20 protein-coding genes are annotated in these 16,494 nt (G+C 58.3%); 16 read left to right on the top strand and 4 right to left on the bottom strand.

Annotated features, from left to right (window positions below; all coding sequences use genetic code 11):
* Window positions 1–12 precede the first annotated feature (12 nt).
* A complete protein-coding gene (locus NKF26_RS06265; protein ID WP_253227357.1) occupies window positions 13–363 on the top strand; it encodes a YbjQ family protein in 351 nt (116 codons plus the stop codon).
* Between the two features lie 185 nt (window positions 364–548).
* On the opposite strand, the gene NKF26_RS06260 is transcribed toward NKF26_RS06265, so the two are convergent.
* From NKF26_RS06260 to NKF26_RS06245, 4 genes are all read right to left on the bottom strand, one after another.
* On the bottom strand, window positions 549–848 hold the full coding sequence (locus NKF26_RS06260) for a nucleotidyltransferase domain-containing protein (RefSeq protein ID WP_253227356.1): 300 nt from the start codon (window positions 846–848) through the stop codon (window positions 549–551).
* On the bottom strand, window positions 845–1,294 hold the full coding sequence (gene bcp / locus NKF26_RS06255) for a thioredoxin-dependent thiol peroxidase (RefSeq protein ID WP_253234096.1): 450 nt from the start codon (window positions 1,292–1,294) through the stop codon (window positions 845–847). The genes NKF26_RS06260 and bcp overlap by 4 nt, the downstream gene beginning before the upstream one ends.
* A gap of 39 nt (window positions 1,295–1,333) precedes the next feature.
* A complete protein-coding gene (locus NKF26_RS06250) occupies window positions 1,334–1,504 on the bottom strand; it encodes a hypothetical protein (RefSeq protein ID WP_253227354.1) in 171 nt (56 codons plus the stop codon).
* 161 nt (window positions 1,505–1,665) lie between these two features.
* Window positions 1,666–1,887: a helix-turn-helix domain-containing protein gene (locus NKF26_RS06245; RefSeq protein WP_253227353.1), complete on the bottom strand. Its 222-nt coding sequence runs from the start codon at window positions 1,885–1,887 to the stop codon at window positions 1,666–1,668.
* Window positions 1,888–2,036: 149 nt separating this feature from the next.
* Here NKF26_RS06245 and NKF26_RS06240 point away from each other — a divergent pair, with 149 nt between their 5' ends.
* The 15 genes from NKF26_RS06240 (at window position 2,037) to flaJ (ending at window position 16,482) form a co-directional block, all read left to right on the top strand.
* Window positions 2,037–2,732 carry a hypothetical protein gene (locus NKF26_RS06240; RefSeq protein WP_253227352.1) on the top strand — a complete coding sequence of 232 codons (696 nt, stop codon included), beginning with the start codon at window positions 2,037–2,039 and terminating at the stop codon, window positions 2,730–2,732.
* 68 nt (window positions 2,733–2,800) lie between these two features.
* Window positions 2,801–3,286, top strand: coding sequence for a chemotaxis protein CheW (locus NKF26_RS06235; RefSeq protein ID WP_253227351.1), 486 nt, complete (start codon window positions 2,801–2,803; stop codon window positions 3,284–3,286).
* 85 nt (window positions 3,287–3,371) lie between these two features.
* Window positions 3,372–3,734 carry a chemotaxis protein CheY gene (cheY, locus tag NKF26_RS06230; protein WP_253234095.1) on the top strand — a complete coding sequence of 121 codons (363 nt, stop codon included), beginning with the start codon at window positions 3,372–3,374 and terminating at the stop codon, window positions 3,732–3,734.
* Window positions 3,731–4,768 carry a chemotaxis response regulator protein-glutamate methylesterase gene (locus NKF26_RS06225; protein WP_253227349.1) on the top strand — a complete coding sequence of 346 codons (1,038 nt, stop codon included), beginning with the start codon at window positions 3,731–3,733 and terminating at the stop codon, window positions 4,766–4,768. The genes cheY and NKF26_RS06225 overlap by 4 nt, the downstream gene beginning before the upstream one ends.
* A gap of 6 nt (window positions 4,769–4,774) precedes the next feature.
* A complete protein-coding gene (cheA, locus tag NKF26_RS06220) occupies window positions 4,775–6,793 on the top strand; it encodes a chemotaxis protein CheA (protein WP_253234094.1) in 2,019 nt (672 codons plus the stop codon).
* Window positions 6,793–7,389 carry a chemotaxis protein CheC gene (locus NKF26_RS06215; protein ID WP_253227348.1) on the top strand — a complete coding sequence of 199 codons (597 nt, stop codon included), beginning with the start codon at window positions 6,793–6,795 and terminating at the stop codon, window positions 7,387–7,389. The genes cheA and NKF26_RS06215 overlap by 1 nt, the downstream gene beginning before the upstream one ends.
* A 40-nt stretch (window positions 7,390–7,429) precedes the next feature.
* Window positions 7,430–8,551 (top strand): chemotaxis protein CheC, encoded by a 1,122-nt coding sequence (locus NKF26_RS06210; RefSeq protein WP_253227347.1) that lies wholly within the window; start codon window positions 7,430–7,432, stop codon window positions 8,549–8,551.
* Complete coding sequence (locus tag NKF26_RS06205) at window positions 8,548–9,051, top strand: chemotaxis protein CheD (RefSeq protein WP_253227346.1); 504 nt, start codon at window positions 8,548–8,550, stop codon at window positions 9,049–9,051. The genes NKF26_RS06210 and NKF26_RS06205 overlap by 4 nt, the downstream gene beginning before the upstream one ends.
* Window positions 9,048–9,845, top strand: a complete 798-nt coding sequence (locus NKF26_RS06200) for a protein-glutamate O-methyltransferase CheR (RefSeq protein WP_253227345.1) — start codon at window positions 9,048–9,050, stop codon at window positions 9,843–9,845. Before NKF26_RS06205 ends, NKF26_RS06200 begins: the two co-directional genes overlap by 4 nt.
* Before the next feature lie 156 nt (window positions 9,846–10,001).
* Window positions 10,002–11,300 carry a FlaD/FlaE family flagellar protein gene (locus tag NKF26_RS06195; protein ID WP_253227344.1) on the top strand — a complete coding sequence of 433 codons (1,299 nt, stop codon included), beginning with the start codon at window positions 10,002–10,004 and terminating at the stop codon, window positions 11,298–11,300.
* Complete coding sequence (locus NKF26_RS06190) at window positions 11,284–11,715, top strand: fla cluster protein FlaF (RefSeq protein WP_253227343.1); 432 nt, start codon at window positions 11,284–11,286, stop codon at window positions 11,713–11,715. Before NKF26_RS06195 ends, NKF26_RS06190 begins: the two co-directional genes overlap by 17 nt.
* The gene (locus NKF26_RS06185; protein WP_253234093.1) at window positions 11,716–12,174 is read left to right on the top strand and encodes a flagellar protein G; all 459 of its coding nucleotides are present in this window, start codon (window positions 11,716–11,718) and stop codon (window positions 12,172–12,174) included.
* Complete coding sequence (locus NKF26_RS06180; RefSeq protein ID WP_253227341.1) at window positions 12,171–12,938, top strand: ATPase domain-containing protein; 768 nt, start codon at window positions 12,171–12,173, stop codon at window positions 12,936–12,938. The genes NKF26_RS06185 and NKF26_RS06180 overlap by 4 nt, the downstream gene beginning before the upstream one ends.
* A gap of 3 nt (window positions 12,939–12,941) precedes the next feature.
* Window positions 12,942–14,756, top strand: coding sequence for a type II/IV secretion system ATPase subunit (locus tag NKF26_RS06175; protein WP_253227340.1), 1,815 nt, complete (start codon window positions 12,942–12,944; stop codon window positions 14,754–14,756).
* 1 nt (window position 14,757) lies between these two features.
* Window positions 14,758–16,482: an archaellar assembly protein FlaJ gene (flaJ, locus tag NKF26_RS06170; protein ID WP_253227339.1), complete on the top strand. Its 1,725-nt coding sequence runs from the start codon at window positions 14,758–14,760 to the stop codon at window positions 16,480–16,482.
* The last annotated feature ends 12 nt before the right edge of the window (window positions 16,483–16,494 follow it).

Here is a 16,494-nt window from a genome sequence, read left to right as displayed (position 1 = left end):
AAATCACCGTCGATGACAGCGTTCAGTTACAGCGACGACGAGGTATTGCTCACGACGAGTCACGAGGTGCCGGGACGTGAAATCACGGCCCATCACGGCGTGGTCGTCGCGGACGTGACGCCGGGGCGAAACATCGGAAAGGACATCGCGGGTGGCCTCCGCGACATCGTCGGCGGGCGCTCCGGTTCGTGGGAGAAAACGCTCGAAGCAAATCAGGAAACCGCCCTCGACGAGTTGGTCGAGGAAGCGAAATCGGTCGGCGCGGATGCGGTCGTCGCGCTCGACGTCACCGACGAAGCGCTCGGCGGACAGGGCGGCATGATAAACATCAAAGCGTTCGGAACCGCCGTCTCGCTCGACTGACAAATATTGTAACGGCCGGTTCGGTTGTCGAGGTATGACGACATACGTCGGCGTCGATTGGGCGTCGAAATACTGGGTCGCACTCGCCCTTACAGCGAAGAAAGCGAAGGGGAATTTCGAGACGCTCCAGAAAACTCTCCGAAAGATGACAAGGGTCATCGAACGGCGATCGTCTATGCAGACGCTTAAGAATCGTTTAACTCCACGTCTTCACCGGCGTCCCCTCCTCCGATTTGAATTGTTGCGTCCGTTTCGACCGCGTCGAGTCCGTCGAGTTCACAGATGTCCGCCACGATCGGTTCCGGAACGACGACACGAAGCGTTTCGAATTCCAGTTCCGCATCGACCTCGCCACCGAGGTCCGTGATGCGAGCGGCGACCGACTCGGAATCGGTTCCCTCGGCGAGTCGAAGCAGGAGCGTCGCCGATTCGTCGGGGAACGGGTCGTCGCGCATGGCACGGACGGGATGGGATACGTAGGTCATAGGGCAGCAAGTATCTCGTCGGCGTGTCCGTCGGGCGAAACGTCCTCGAAAACGGCCTCGACGGTGCCGTCGGAACCGACGACGAACGTGTTGCGGAAGACGCCGTCGAACGTGTTCCCGAACATCCGTTTCTCGCCGTACGAATCGTACGCCGAGGCGACGTCGCCGGACTCGTCACTCAGGAGGTCGAACGGCAGGTCGTACTTCTCCCGGAACTTCGCGAGGTCCGAGACGGGGTCGTCGCTGATGCCGAGAACCGGCACGTCGCGCGCTTCGAACTCCTCCCACGAATCGCGGAAGCCACAGGCCTCGGTGGTGCATCCCGACGTGTCGGCGCGGGGGTAAAAATACACGACGACGGTGGTATCGAAATCCGCAAGCGAGACCTGATCTCCGTCCTGATTCGGCAGTTCGAACGATGGTGCTGTTTGTCCGGATTCGAGCATGGGTCGAGTTCGAAGCGAACGTGCAACTGCGTTGCGGAACTACTCGCCGATGACGACGAACGTTCGACCGCCCTTTCGCTCGAAATGGACGGCGCCGTCCTCGGTCGCAGTTTGAACGTACTCCTCGACTTCGCTGGCGGACAATCCGGACACGTCCGCCGAATTCCACGGTCGTACCGCCGACTCGTCCGTTTCGACTTCGATGTTCATATGTTCACCATGTCCGATCGGATAATGAAAGACAGCCTAGCGGAGCGAAAGTGAAAGTAGTCGGGAAAACCGGACGACGGAGATTCGAAGTCAGTTCGAAGTCGGTTCGAAGGTCGTTTGAAGACAGTCGGGAGTCGATGCGAAGACCGTTCGAACGACCCTCAAGCGGCGAGCGTCAGCGACTCGCCGTCTTGGTTCACGAGACCACGTTCGCGGAGCGACCGGATGACCGTGTACAGCGTGATTTTCGGCAGGTCGAGGCCGTTCTGTAGTTCGTCGAGGGTCGCGCCACCCGTCGTCGAAAGCGAGAGGTAAACGAGTTTGGAACGCGGTGAATCGAGTTCATCGGGCAACGGTGCGATCGGTGTCGTTTCGATGCTCATGGTAGTATCCGGTTCGAAACATTCGACGATAATAAAATTACCCCACGACGATTGTCGAAAACCATTGGAGGAGTCCGTTTGAAGAGATGTGTTCTCACTGTCGGGAATTGCCGGTGATTTTATGTGAAGAGCGGTGGTAGTCTTGACCAATGAATCCAGCGCGAGACGAATCCAACCGCGAGTCGAGGAAAGTCATCTCGCCGGAGGAACTCGACATCGAGGAGAGTGAGAACGTCGTTACGCTGGACGATGGACGGTTCGTCATCGGTGCATCCGGACGCCCATCGGTCCCCGACGAACCGACGGAAGTGACGACCGGAAACGCGAATGGCGATACGACTCCAGCAGTCGACCCGTCACCGTCGTCCGAATCATCGCCCTCCACGGATACCCCTCCCGCCATCGAACCCGAATCGGACGTCGAGGATGGGTCGATGGCATCGAACACGGACCCCTCGTCACCGGCCACGACTTCGGAAATCAACTCGCGCGACGTTCGTCAATGGCTGGAAGCGGATTTGGCGGACGTGACGTCCCGATACGGGTTTCACATCAGCGCGAAATCGGAAGATTCCATCAGCCACCAACAGATGTTTTCGGACGACGTGGGGACCGTTTTCGACAGCCTCCTCCTGTGGTACGCTCAGCAGGTGGATAAGGGGACAGCCGTCGAGGACGTCCTCGGCATCCTCCTGATGGAGTCGAACATCCGGGTTCGCTACTCGCCACGCTGTCTTCGTGGTCTGCTCGATACACACGACCTCTCACCGGACGACAGTATCGCGGACCTCTTTCAGGCGATTCAGGACGCGAACGGCGTCGTCTTTCCGCCGGACGTCGAGTAGTCATTCTCCGCCGTGATAGCGAGGAGTGGGTTTTATGTTCTATCGTTCGATGTATCCAGTAACTGACTATGAGCGTTCAGGAACAGGAACCATCGAACGAAGAGACCCAAGTCGTCGAATTTCGACTCGGCGAGGACGTTTGCGCCATCGATATCGAACAGGTAGACAGCATCGTCGAAGTGAAGAAGGTGACGCGGATTCCACGAACGCCGAACTCCATCGAGGGCGTCATGGACCTTCGCGGTGAGACGACGGCCATCATCGATCCGAAGGAGTTTCTCAGCGTCGAAACCGGCGAGCGAGGTGACGACGTTCTCGTCTTGGACCGCCCCGACGACAAACAGAAGATCGGAATTCGAGTGGACGAGGTGCTCGACGTGACCACACACGCACCGGAGAGGATAGACGCCAACGACGAATTGGAGAACCTCGACACGCGTGGAATCCGTGATCAGATCTCACGTGGTATCATCAAGAAGCCGAACGGCGACGATGACGAGCTCGATCTCGTGATATGGGTGGACATTGACAAAATGATTAACAGTCTGAATTAACTTTCTGAAGAAATCCTCAACTGTGATAATCACAGGGGAGCATTTATTTTGCCCCCTTTCAAAAACTCTCGATAGTGAAACTTGAATGGTGAATGACGTACTAATTGTCGATGACTCAGAATTCATGCGAAACCTCCTGCGTGAGATTCTGGAAGAGAATTTCGAGATCGCGGACGAAGCCGAAAACGGCGTCGAAGCGGTCGAACTGTACAAAGAAAAACAGCCGGACTTCGTGATGATGGACATCGTGATGCCGATTCGAGACGGCATCGAGGCGACGACTGAAATCAAGCAGTACGATTCGGGGGCGAACGTCATCATGTGTACGAGTATCGGGCAGGAAGAGAAAATGAAGAGGGCGATCAAGGCGGGCGCGGATGGCTACATCACGAAGCCGTTTCAGAAGCCCAGCGTGATGGAAGCCATCGACGACGTAATCTCAGCATGACGCGGGCGGTCGTCGTCGACGACTCGCATTTCATGCGGACGGTTATCACCGACGTTCTCGAATCGGACGGCATCGACGTCGTCGCACAGGCGTCGAACGGCGAGGAGGCCGTCTCGGTCGTCGCCGAACACGAACCCGACGTGGTGACGATGGACGTCGAGATGCCGAAGATGAACGGTATCGAGGCCGTCGAGGAGATCATGGAACGGTCGCCGACCCCGATTCTCATGCTTTCAGCACATACCGAGGAGGGGGCGGAAGCGACGTTCGAAGCCCTCGATCGAGGGGCGATCGACGTGTTGGCGAAACCAGGTGGGGAAGTGTCCACCGGAATCTCCGCACACAAGGACGCCCTCGTCGCGAAGGTCCGGTCCGTCGTTAAGGCGGACGTTTCCGTCAGCGTACCGGACAACACGATGGCGTCCCCCGCGAATCTGGACGATTCCTACGTCGAGAACGCGACGGTCGTCATCGGCGCATCGACGGGCGGTCCACGCGTCGTCGAAAGCGTTCTCGCGGGGCTTCCCCGCTCGGCACAACTCCGGATTCTCATCGTCCAGCACATGCCGGACAGCTTTACCACTCGATTCGCAAAGCGACTCGACAACCGAACCGAGTACGACGTAAAGGAGGCCACCGACGGCGACCGAATCGGCGCCGGACAGGCACTCGTTGCGCGGGGGGACTACCACATGGAGGTCTCGAACTACGCGAAAGGGAGGCTCCGCGTTCGACTCACGCAGGACGAGGTGCGACACGGCGTCCGTCCGGCGATCGACGTGACGATGGAGTCCGCCGCCGCGGCGATCACCGACCCGCTGACCGCCGTCGTCCTCACCGGCATGGGTGCGGACGGTGCGGTCGGCGTGGAAGCCATCAAAACGGCCGGTGGCCGGACCATCGCACAGGACGAAGCGACCTGTTCCGTGTTCGGCATCCCCGCACGGGCGATCGAAACCGGGTGTGTCGATACGGTGCTTCCGGCCGACGAAGTCGCCCGTGGAATACTTTCGACCGTACGCAAACCGACGTGATTCGATATGGATGAATACATACAGGATTTCATTCGTGAAAGCGAAGAGAACATAACGGAACTGAACAACTCGCTGCTCGAACTGGAGAACGACCCGAACGACGAGGAAGCGATGGATTCCATCTTCCGGACGGCACACACGCTGAAAGGAAACTTCGCGGCGATGGGATTCCAGAGTGGAAGCGATTTGGCTCACGCCATCGAGGATCTGTTGGACGAAATTCGACAGGGGAGGATGGGAGTCACGCCCGAAATCATGGACCACGTCTTCGCCGGCGTGGACAAAATCGAAGTCATTCTCGCCGAAATCGAGGCACACGGCGAATCGAAAACCGACCCGAGCGCGACCATCCAGGACATTCGCGCGACGTTGGCGGGGGCGAGTACCGTCTCCGACGAGGTAAAACCTGAGTCGACCGACGAGGCAGCAGAAACCGGTGCCGAAACGATCCTCGAACGACTCGACGACCCGTCGGTGCTGGCCGGAGTCGACCCGGTGTTCCACGCCCGAGTGGAGATGGGTGACTCGCAGATGAAAGGCGTCGATGCGATGTTCGTTCTCGGCGAGGTGACCGAGAAGCTCGATCTGCTCGGTGCGGTCCCGCCCGTCGAAACCATCGACGAAGGCGACTACGACGACGGCTTCGACCTGTTCGTTACGGACGGCGAGGAGGAACACGTCTCGGAGGTCATCGACGGTGCGTCGAAGGTCGAATCCACCACGGTCACCGACGTGACCCACGCGGTGCCCGACCCTGCCGGAGCGGTAGGGAAGACGGTCGATTCGGCGTCCGATCCGAAAGCGGTCGGGAAAGCTGAATCGGCGAGTGAACCGACGGGGACGGAACCCGCAACCGGAGCCGACGAGTCGGATACCGCCACGCCGGTGGACGAAATCCAGTCGATTCGCGTCAACGTTGATCAGTTGGACGACCTGCACGGGTTGGTCGAACAACTCGTCACCAGCCGTATCAAACTTCGACGGTCGATCGAACAGGGAGAACTAGGAAGCGCATCGGACAACCTGGACGAACTCGACAAGATAACGACCAGCTTGCAGGACACGGTCATGGATATGCGGCTCGTGCCGCTCAAGAAGATCGTGGACAAGTTCCCGCGGCTGGTGCGCGACCTCTCGCGCACACAGGAGAAGGAGATCGACTTCGTGATGGAAGGAAAGAGCATCGAACTCGACCGCACCATCCTGAACGAGATCAGCGACCCGCTCATGCACCTCCTCCGGAACGCCGTCGACCACGGCATCGAACCCCCGGAGGAGCGTGAGGCGAACGGGAAATCACGCACCGGGACGATTCACCTGCGTGGCATGCGCGAACGCGACCGCGTCACCATCGAAGTGGCGGACGACGGTGCCGGTATCGACGCCGACACCATCCGGTCGAAGGCGGTGAGCAAGAACATCCTGACGCGGGGTGAGGCGGACGCGCTTTCGGACGAGGAGGCCTACGAACTCATCTTCCACGCGGGCTTCTCGACGAACGAGGAGATCACCGACGTGAGCGGTCGCGGCGTCGGTATGGACGTCGTCAAAAACACCATCAAGCGCCTCGACGGCGATATCAGCGTCGAGAGTGAACTCGGTGGCGGCACGGCCATCAGCCTCTCGCTCCCCGTCACGGTCGCCATCGTCAAAGTGCTGTTCGTGGAGTCGGGTGAGGAAGAGTACGGGATCCCCATCAAGAACGTGGACGAGATTCGACGGATGGGTGCAGTAAAACACATCGAAGGCGAGGAGGTCGTTACGCACGACGACACGGTGTATCCGCTCATCCGTCTCGGACAAGCGCTCGACGTCCCCGGCGAAACCAAAAACGGAGACGGGATGCTCGTTCGGGTCAACGAGTCGGAGCGACAGGTCGCGATTCACTGCGATGCAGTGAGCAGACAGGAAGAGGTCGTCGTCAAGCCGTTCGAAGGAATCCTGTCCGGGATTCCGGGTCTCTCCGGGGCGGCAGTGCTCGGTGAAGGCGACGTGGTGACTATCCTCGACGTGGAGAGTTTATAATGAGTTTGCAGATAGACATTCGGAAGTTGAGCCTGTTCAACAGGATGGCAAAGCAGGGTGCGAACACGGTGGCAAACCATCTGAATCAGATGACGGGAATGCAGACGGAGATGGAGATAACCAAGACGAACTTCATCGACATCCGCGATATCCGCAACCACATGGGCCACGAAAAGCAAGTCGGGATTCACATCGAACTCGTCGAGCAGCCCTACGGATACATCCTGTTTCTGTTTTCGGTTGGAAGCGCAAAACAGCTCGCCCACGGCATGATGGGTGGAATGGGTGACCCCGCGGAGAAAGGCTTCAGCAACATGGAAAAATCCGCCGTTCAGGAGATCGGCAACATCATGACCAGCGGATTCATCGACGGCTGGGCGAACGTTCTCCGGACGACCATCGACTTTTCGACGCCGACGTTCACGTACGGCCCGGCGAGCCGAACCGTCGAGTCGCTGGTCGGCCATCGAGATGACGACGTCGCGATGGTGCTCGACTCGCGGGTACGGGTACCGGATTCGAACGTGGAAGTGAAGGTGTACACGTTCCCCGAACTCGAACAACTGGTTCGGATGATGCGCAAGATAGAGGTTTGAGATGGAAATCGATATCAGAAAGCTCGAAGCGGCAAACAGAATGGCACACGAGGGGGCAGAACGGGCGGCCGCACACCTGTCGGCGATGACTGAAATAGAGACGTTCGTGGACGTTACGCGGACGTACGTTCGCTCGGACACCGAGACGAACGACGGTGGTGGGTGTGTCGGCGTCGTCATCGAACTGGACGGCGGGCTTTGTGGACGGACGGCGTTCGCATTCCCTGCGAAAAGCGTCGAGCGGATGCGTGACGCGCTCGCACCCGGAATGGAGGACATGGACGAGAGCATCCTTCGGGAGCTCGGAAACGTGATGGCTGGCGGGTTCGTGGATGGGTGGGCCGACTACCTCGGAACGACCATCGACATCTCGCCGCCGACGTACGTGGACGGCGACCCGACGCTGCTTCTCGACGAGGACGAAACGTTCGTCTTTGCGAGTTCGATCTGTGCGGTGGACGAATCGATCTCGTTCCGCGTTCACCTCTCGCCGGGAGTCGGGGAGTACGATACCCTGCTCGCCGCCGAAGGCGAAACCGTTTCGGTGGAGAACCTCTCGCACTTCGACGAGATGACGCGAAGCGGTGCGACGACCGTCGCGGAGAACATCACGGCGATGACGGGCATCGAAACGACGGTCGATATCACACACGTCAGCTTCGTTCCCGTCCAGGAAGTGCCGGAGTCACTGGGTGATACGACGTACGTCGGCGTCGTCATCCAACTCGAAAACACCCCCGGTGGGTTCGTCCTGATGCTGTTCGACGAATCGTCCGCACACGGCGTCGCTAGCGCGTTGGTTCCCGGCGACGGGGAAGAAGATGAGTTGAGCGAGGCGGAACGAAACGCCATTCAGGAACTCGGCAACATCATGGCGAGCAGTTTCATCGATGGCTGGGCGAACGCGCTCGAAACGACCATCGACATCTCGCCGCCGACGTTCGCCTACGACATGGGCAGTGCGATCGCGGATCCGTTGGTCGCCCATCTCGGGCAGGATCAGGAGTTCGCGTTCGTTTCCGATGCGACCATTCGTGCGGCGGACCAACCGTTCGACTGCTCGCTGTACGTGCTTCCGGACGAATCGGAACTCCGGGACGTACTCGAGTCGCTCGATTCCGACGCGACTGCGGAGCGAAAAACCAGCGCAGGACGATTATGAAGGTGTATCGCAGCGAGTCGCATCGGGGGAGTGGTCCGATAAAGGTCGGTGTCGCGGATTACGCCGTCACACCCCACGAAACACGGCTCACGACGACCGGACTCGGATCCTGTCTCGGCATCGCGCTGTCCGAACGGTCCAGCGGCGTCGCCGGTCTCGCACATGTCATGCTCCCTTCCGCACCCGAATCCGGCGGGGACGACGCGAAGTTCGTGGATACGGCCATCGAGAGGATGCTCACGGAGATGGTCGATGAAGGAGCGAACGCCGACTCCATCGAGGCGAAGATCGCGGGCGGGAGCAACATGCTCGATCTGTCCGGGATCGGACGGGACGTCGGAGCGCGAAACGTCGAGGCGAGCAAGGAATTGCTCGCCGAACGGGGGATACCCATCGTCGGCGAGGACACGGGAGGAAACCACGGACGCTCGCTCGAACTGCACACGGGGACGGCCGTCCTCGTCGTCAAGAGTACCCACCGAGGGGTGAACCGAATTTGAACTCGTTCGACACCCTGCTCTCGTTCATCGAGTCGGAACTCGGCTTCGCGACGAGCCACTACGATTCCTCGTATCTCGATCGGCGGGTATCCTCGCGCATGCGTCGGACGGGAATCGAAACCTACGATCGCTATCGACAGCGACTCGAAACGGACGCGGACGAGCGAACCGCACTCCTCGATGCGCTATCCGTCAACGTGACGAGTTTCTTCCGAAACCCGGACGTGTGGGCGGAAGTTCGGCGTGTCCTGCGATCGCTGACCGACTCCGGGCGTCACGTGAAACTCTGGAGTGCGGCGTGTTCGGACGGACGGGAACCGTACTCGCTGGCGCTGCTCGCGTTCGCGGATTCGGAGATCGACGAGACGAAGATACGGATAACGGCGACCGATATCGACCGCGAAGTGTTGGCGAAGGCACGCCGTGGAGTGTATCGGAGCACTCGAACGACGGACATCGCGGAGCAGCTCGAACCGCTCGAGGGTTACGAGCGGTTCGTACAGCGGGACGATACCGAGTTTCGGGTGCCGGATCGGGTGAAACGGCTGGTCGAATTCGAGCGGCACGACCTGATTCACGGTCGTTCGAAGTCGGATTTCGATTTCGTTTCGTGCAGAAACCTGTTTATCTACATCAACGCCGAGCACAAACTGCCGATGCTCCAAACGATCACCGACTCGCTTCGAACGGGCGGGTATCTCGTTATCGGGAAAACGGAAACGCTACCCGATGTTCTGAAGGAAAAATATGACCCGATAGACAAACGTCTCCGTATATATAAGAAATCAATATAATTAGTCGGATCTCTAAATCGTATTTAGAGATCGTTTGGGGGATGATTTTTGTCCACATATCGTCCGCCTACCGTCGAAATGTGAGCGTCCAATCATAGTATCAATTTTGATAACTCAGGCAGAAGATTAATGTGCTGGCGTTCGGTGGTGTGCATAATGAGACTTATAACTCTTGCTCCCAACCTCGCTCCGCTCCTGAGTGGGTCGGTAGCCATGGGTGCCATGGGAATCATGGACTTCATGGAGGATGACGAGAGTGCCGAGGGGGAGTCGAACGACGACGACCTGTTCGATGATGACCTCGGTGGTGACGACTTCGGTGATTTGGACGACAGCATGGACGGCGGTATGGACGATTGGGGCGACGGGGGCGGTGACGGGTTCGGCGACATGGGCGGCGGTTCGACACAAGAACTCGAAAATCGCCTCCAAGACCTCGAAAACGAGGTCGGAGACATCGCCTCGACGGTCAGCACCGTTCGGAGCGAAAACGAGCAGATAAGCGAGAAAGTGGACGACGTCGAGGAGAACGTCCGCAAACTGCTCGAAATCTACGAGATGGTCACGCGCGGCGTCAACCCGTTCGTTGACGACGTCCCTAACGGTGGCCTCGGCGGCGACGCGTTCGGTGGCGGCGGTGACGACGGTTTTGGCCTCTTCGACGAAGAGGAAGAGGACGACGAGGAGGACCTCGACGACGATGTCGCTGATGCCGATGCCGAGAGCTTCTTCGATGATACGTTCGACGACATCGAGGAGGACGACATGGACGACATCGGGATGGACGATATGGACGAGATGGAAGCGGACGAGGCGATGGAAGATGACGAAAGCGACGGACAGGCGGGCGGTTCGACATTCCAAGAACTCAAAGACGAGTACGAATCCGGGGAAGCCGACTGGGCCGAAGAGGGAGACTCCGACGAAGCGGAGTCGGAAATCGAGTTCGACGTCGAACCTGAGGAGGTGCCGGAGACGGAACCCGAGCCTGAACAAGGGACATCGGAAGCGCTCGATACGGGCGAGTTCGAGTTCGAGGAACCGACTCAAACGGACGAATCCCAAGCGGCGGAGACGACGATGGCGATGCGAAACGGCATGCAAAAACCGTATCTCGCCACCCTCCCCGCGGGCTACATCGTGGACCTCGTCGTGATGGAGTGGTTGGAGTTCCTCGTCGAGGAGTTCGGCTCCGAGGACGCCGTTCGGACCATCGGATACTACGAAGACATAGACTGGATAAGCGAACCCGTCGAGGAGCAACTACTCGGGTTCGCTCGCGGGATTGCCGACGTGTCGGACGTGGACACCGACGCGACACCGGCCACCCTCAGCGTGGACGACCACATTCGGAGTCTCTCGTTCATGAGCCAACTTACCGGAGACGCGATCGAGCAAAAAGTCGTCGACCACTGTGCAGGGATACGGGGAGAGGGCAATGGGCTTCAGCGTTAGTGGTTCCACTGCCATCATCTTCCTGGCGATGTTCCTCAGCTTTGGAATGTTCTACTCGTCAGCCTACAACGGCTTCGAGCGGGTCAACGACGCCCAAACGTCCCAGTCTGAGCACGTCCTCGAACAACAAAACACCGGACTTAATATCACAACAGTGAACTATTCCGCAGGATACCTGAACGTAACCGTGAACAATACCGGAACGACCACGCTTGAAGTAAATGATACCGACGTGTTGGTCGATGGTGTATACATCTCCGAAAAATCAGTCGCTGCACGTGACGTTGACGGCAACAACGGCACCGAACTGTGGCTCCCTGGTGAGTCCCTTCATTACAGGATCAACGTCACGACGGGTCCGAAGCGCGTGAAAGTCGTGACCGGTCCTGGACCTGCGGATACGGTGGTGGTCTGAGTGGCGAGCGTCTCCACATCCCACCTCATTCTGTTCATCGCGAGTCTCATCATCGCGGCGAGCGTCGCCGGGACGTTCAGCACGGGCATCCAACGACTGTCCGGTGCGTTAGGTGACAGGAGTATCGACATCAGTCACAACGTCAGGACGGATATCGAGATCATCAGCGATCCTGCCAGTGAGGCCGTTTATAACGCAAGCGGCAACAAAAATATTACCCTGCTGATAAAGAACACTGGGTCAGAGAATTTAAAGGGGTCAAGCGACCAGATTGATATACTAATAGACGGAAAGTATCAATCGAATGTCTCAGTAAAAGTCGTCGACGGAACCTACTGGGACGTCGGAAATGTAGCACGTGTTATAATCACACCAAGCACTCAATTGCCGCCCGGAAACGATCATCGCGTGAAGGTCATCGTCAACGGCGACTCGGAGGTGCTGGAGTTTAGATCATGAGTTCGAACAATCTCTACTCGCTCGGCTTGCAAGAACACGACCGCCTGAACAACGAGCTCGGAGGTGGCATCCCGCGAGGGTCCATCGTCCTCATGGAAGGGGATTACGGTGCAGGTAAGAGTGCACTGAGCCAGCGGTTCAGTTACGGCCTCTGTGAGACGGATCACAGCGTGACGTTGCTCTCGACGGAACTGACGGTGGGTGGGTTCATCGATCAGATGCATTCGCTATCCTACGGCATCGAGGAACATCTCTTGAACGAGCGACTGTTGTTCCTGCACGCCGACGTGGATACCGGAACGCGCCAGATAACAGCACCGAGCGAGAGCACGGACGACGGACAGCGAAAGGAGTTGCTGAACCGGTTGATGAAAGCGGAGGCCATGTGGGACGCGGACGTGGTCATCATCGATACGTTCGACGCGATTCTCCGCAACGATCCGACGTTCGAGGCGCTGGTCCGGCAGAACGAGGAACGACAGGCCGCACTCGAAATCATCTCGTTCTTCCGTGACCTCGTCAGTCAGGGCAAGGTCGTCGTTCTGACCGTCGACCCTTCGACGGTTGACGAGGATGCCATCGGACCGTTCCGGGCCATCGCGGACGTGTTCATGGAACTCCAGATGGTCGAAGTCGGAAACGACGTGCGTCGAAACATCTCGGTCAAGCGGTTCGCCGGGATGGGAGAACAGGTCGGTGACAGTATCGGATACTCGGTTCGCGCCGATGCTGGTATCGTCATCGAGAGTCGTAGCGTCGCATAAAAAATGACCGAACATGGGTCCACCCAAATCGAAGACAACCTCCGTGAGGTCGCGATGCGCCGTCCGCACCTCCGTGACTACTTGAAACGTTTCAAGCAGTTCACGGGTGAATTCCCGAAACTCATCGAAGAACCGTCGGGCGAATGGGAAGCGGACAAACCGAACGTCATCTATCCGGCGGGCGGTCCCATCTACTGTCACATCTACGGAGATATCGGTCGGGATACGAAGTACTACGCCATCGAGCCGGATTTGAGCGACACCGAACAGGACCTGTTCTGGAACGTCCGAAACAAGATTCTCGAAAAGAGCGTCACGAAACCAGCGCCCGAGAGCGAATCGGAGTACGACGACAGGATCGAAGAACTCCTCCAAGAGACGGTTCGAATCGGCGAGGCGAACGACACCATCGGAACACGAATCAGCGGCGTTTCCGCACGGAACATTCAAAAGCGGATTCAGAGCGTCTCGCCCCAAGACCTCGCACGACGCGTCAGTAGTATCTCCTACGACGACGTGAAGGCCGGAATTCAGGAGCTCCGTGAAAACAACGTGGTCGAGGAGTTGCGGAATTTCTCCGGAATCGGTAAGTACCAGGTTTCCGGTCAAACCTACGAGAACATTCGCTATCGGCTAAACCGGGATATCGTCGGGTTCGGTCCGCTCGAACCCATCATGCGTGACCCGTCGAACGAGGACATTCACGTCATCGGTCCCCACGAGACGTACGTCGATCACGGAACCTACGGCATGCTCGGGACGACCGTCGATTTCGGAACGACCGATCACTTCGACAATTGGCTTCGTAACATGGGCGAACGAATCGGGGACCCGGTTTCCGATTCGGACCCCATCGTGGACTCGACGCTTCCGGACGGGTCGCGTATCAACATCATCTACAGCGACGACGTGAGCATCAAGGGACCGAGCCTCACCATCCGTCAGACCGAAGGTACGCCACTGTCGGTTGCCCAGATTACGAATTGGGGAACGCTGTCGCCGCAACTGGCGGCCTACCTGTGGCTCTGTCTGGAGAACGAACAAACGGTGTTCGTCGTCGGAGAGACGGCGTCCGGGAAGACGACGACGCTCAACTGCATCCTGTCGTTCATCCCCCGGGACAACAAGATTTACACCGCGGAGGACACCGCCGAGGTGCTGCCGCCACACAACACGTGGCAGCAACTGCTCACCCGCGAGGGGAAGAGCGAAGCCAGCGCCGACGTGGACATGTTCGACCTCGTCGCAGCAGCACTGCGTTCCCGCCCCGACTACATCATCGTGGGTGAGGTTCGTGGTGCGGAGGGTCGGATGGCGTTTCAGGCGGCCCAGACCGGCCACCCCGTGATGCTCACCTTCCACGCGAGCGATATCGTTTCGATGATTCAGCGGTTTACCGGCGACCCCATCAACGTCCCCGAGACGTTCATGGACAACGCCGACGTGGCGCTGTTCCAGAATCGGGTCAAGCAGGGCGACAAAGTCCTCCGCCGCGTGACGAGCGTACAGGAGATCGAGGGATACTCGAAGGACATGGGCGGCGTAGTGACGCGCCAAGCGTTCTACTGGGATCCCGTCGAGGACGAAATCGTCTTTCAGGGGATGAACAACTCCTACGTGTTGGAAGAACAGATCGCGACGCTGCTGGGCTACAAGAACACGCGAGACATCTACGAGGAACTGGACTTCCGTGCACGAATCATGGAACGGATGATAGAAGAAAACGTCCTCGGCTACCACGAGGTGAACGAAGTCATCGAAGCCTTCCAACGCGACGGCGTCGATGGCCTTCCGTTCGACGTCCATCGGTCGATTTGACATGGCAGAAGCACAGTCTACGGACGCGAAGCAACTCCTCAGCTCCGCGGCTTCCTCGACCATCGAGGCCTACCAGCAGATGGAGATACCGATGTTCCGATACATCGGTCTCGTCATCGTTCCGGCAGCGGTGTTTTTCGTCATCAGCCTCACCATCGTCTTCGCCGTTCACCTGCCGGCTCTCGTCGCTCTGCCGATCCCACTGCTTGGAATCCTCGGGTTGACGACGGCAGTCATCTACCCGAAGCTGTTGCGGGACCGACGGAAAAAACAGATAGAGGACAGACTACACCTATTCATCAGCCACATGACCGTCCTCTCGACGGCGAACATGGATCGAGTGCAGGTGTTTCGTGTCCTCTCGGAGGAAAAGGAGTACAAGGAGCTTGCATTGGAAATGCAACGGATCGTCCAATTGGTCGATACGTGGAACCAGAGTTTGGACGACGCGCTCCGAATCCGGGCAAGAAAAGTCCCGAGCAAGCCGCTGTCGGACTTCTTCGACCGTCTCGCCTACACCATCGGTGCGGGGGGGACGATTCAGGATTTCCTGGCCTCCGAACAGGACGTGGTCATTCAGAACTACGTCACCATCTACGAAGGCGCGTTGCAGAACCTCGAAGTGATGAAGGACCTCTACCTTTCGATGATCCTCTCCGTCACCTTCGCACTCGTGTTCGCGACGGTGCTTCCCATCCTGTCGGGGACGAACCCGACGATGACGGTCAGCGCGGTCGTCGTTATGTTCGCGTTCGTACAGATGGGATTTCTGTTTATGATTCAAACGACCGCACCGTACGACCCTGTCTGGTATCATCCGGAGCAGAAGGATCGGACGGCGTCCGAGCGGAAGGTGCGTCTCAGCGTCATCGCCGGAATCGTTCTGACCGTCATCTCCATCGCTATTTGCCTACTCATCCTCCTCGGACGCACGTCCGTCGACCCCAGTTCGATTCCGCTCCCAATTTTCGCGGCGCTGCCGACGACGCCGCTCATACTACCCGGCTTGGTCGTCCGGCGTGAGGAGAGCAAGGTCAAGGAACGCGACGACGAGTTCACGAACTTCATCCGCGCATTGGGTGCGAGCGAGACGGCGAAACAGAGCACCACCACCAACGTGCTCGAAACGCTCCGAAAGAAGGATTTCGGCGCACTTACGCCCGATATCAACGACCTCTACATTCGATTGAGCATGCGAATCGAGTCGGAGCTCGCGTGGCGGCATTTCACCGCCGATGCCCGTTCGTATCTCATCCAGAAGTTCAGCGAGATGTATCTCATCGGCAGACAGATGGGTGGTGAACCGAAGCACCTCGGGGAACTCATCAGCGGCAACATGAACGAAGTGATGCAGTTGCGCGAACAGCGCCAACAGTCCACGATGACGCTCATCGGTGTCCTCTACGGGATTACCGCCGCGTCGACGTTCGCCTTCTTCATCGGTCTCGAAATCGTCACCATCCTCTCCGGGATGTCCGTCGACCTGAACACCTCGCAACTCAATATCGGGACCATAATTCACACCGGAGTGTACAACATTCCGATGATAGAGTACCTGCTCGTTATCATCATCCTGCTTAATTCGGTGCTCTCCTCGCTCATGATTCGTATCGTCGATGGGGGGCACAAAGTGAACGCGTACATGCACTTCGTGTTGCTCACGTGGGTGAGTGCGCTCATCGCGTGGGTGACTCGCGTCGTCGTGCAAACGTTCTTAAATGTATGAGAAATTACTTAT

Origin of the sequence: Haladaptatus sp. AB618, from assembly GCF_024136965.1 — an archaeon.
GTDB lineage: Archaea > Halobacteriota > Halobacteria > Halobacteriales > Haladaptataceae > Haladaptatus.
This window is presented reverse-complemented; position numbering and strand designations above follow the sequence as displayed.

Bases quoted from the DNA above. Each gene is read 5' to 3' on its own strand.
- NKF26_RS06265 (WP_253227357.1), top strand. From the start codon at position 13: ATGACAGCGTTCAGTTACAGCGACGACGAGGTATTGCTCACGACGAGT.
- NKF26_RS06260 (WP_253227356.1), bottom strand. From the start codon at position 848: ATGACCTACGTATCCCATCCCGTCCGTGCCATGCGCGACGACCCGTTC.
- bcp (WP_253234096.1), bottom strand. From the start codon at position 1,294: ATGCTCGAATCCGGACAAACAGCACCATCGTTCGAACTGCCGAATCAG.
- NKF26_RS06250 (WP_253227354.1), bottom strand. From the start codon at position 1,504: ATGAACATCGAAGTCGAAACGGACGAGTCGGCGGTACGACCGTGGAAT.
- NKF26_RS06245 (WP_253227353.1), bottom strand. From the start codon at position 1,887: ATGAGCATCGAAACGACACCGATCGCACCGTTGCCCGATGAACTCGAT.
- NKF26_RS06240 (WP_253227352.1), top strand. From the start codon at position 2,037: ATGAATCCAGCGCGAGACGAATCCAACCGCGAGTCGAGGAAAGTCATC.
- NKF26_RS06235 (WP_253227351.1), top strand. From the start codon at position 2,801: ATGAGCGTTCAGGAACAGGAACCATCGAACGAAGAGACCCAAGTCGTC.
- cheY (WP_253234095.1), top strand. From the start codon at position 3,372: ATGGTGAATGACGTACTAATTGTCGATGACTCAGAATTCATGCGAAAC.
- NKF26_RS06225 (WP_253227349.1), top strand. From the start codon at position 3,731: ATGACGCGGGCGGTCGTCGTCGACGACTCGCATTTCATGCGGACGGTT.
- cheA (WP_253234094.1), top strand. From the start codon at position 4,775: ATGGATGAATACATACAGGATTTCATTCGTGAAAGCGAAGAGAACATA.
- NKF26_RS06215 (WP_253227348.1), top strand. From the start codon at position 6,793: ATGAGTTTGCAGATAGACATTCGGAAGTTGAGCCTGTTCAACAGGATG.
- NKF26_RS06210 (WP_253227347.1), top strand. From the start codon at position 7,430: ATGGCACACGAGGGGGCAGAACGGGCGGCCGCACACCTGTCGGCGATG.
- NKF26_RS06205 (WP_253227346.1), top strand. From the start codon at position 8,548: ATGAAGGTGTATCGCAGCGAGTCGCATCGGGGGAGTGGTCCGATAAAG.
- NKF26_RS06195 (WP_253227344.1), top strand. From the start codon at position 10,002: ATGAGACTTATAACTCTTGCTCCCAACCTCGCTCCGCTCCTGAGTGGG.
- NKF26_RS06190 (WP_253227343.1), top strand. From the start codon at position 11,284: ATGGGCTTCAGCGTTAGTGGTTCCACTGCCATCATCTTCCTGGCGATG.
- NKF26_RS06180 (WP_253227341.1), top strand. From the start codon at position 12,171: ATGAGTTCGAACAATCTCTACTCGCTCGGCTTGCAAGAACACGACCGC.
- NKF26_RS06175 (WP_253227340.1), top strand. From the start codon at position 12,942: ATGACCGAACATGGGTCCACCCAAATCGAAGACAACCTCCGTGAGGTC.
- flaJ (WP_253227339.1), top strand. From the start codon at position 14,758: ATGGCAGAAGCACAGTCTACGGACGCGAAGCAACTCCTCAGCTCCGCG.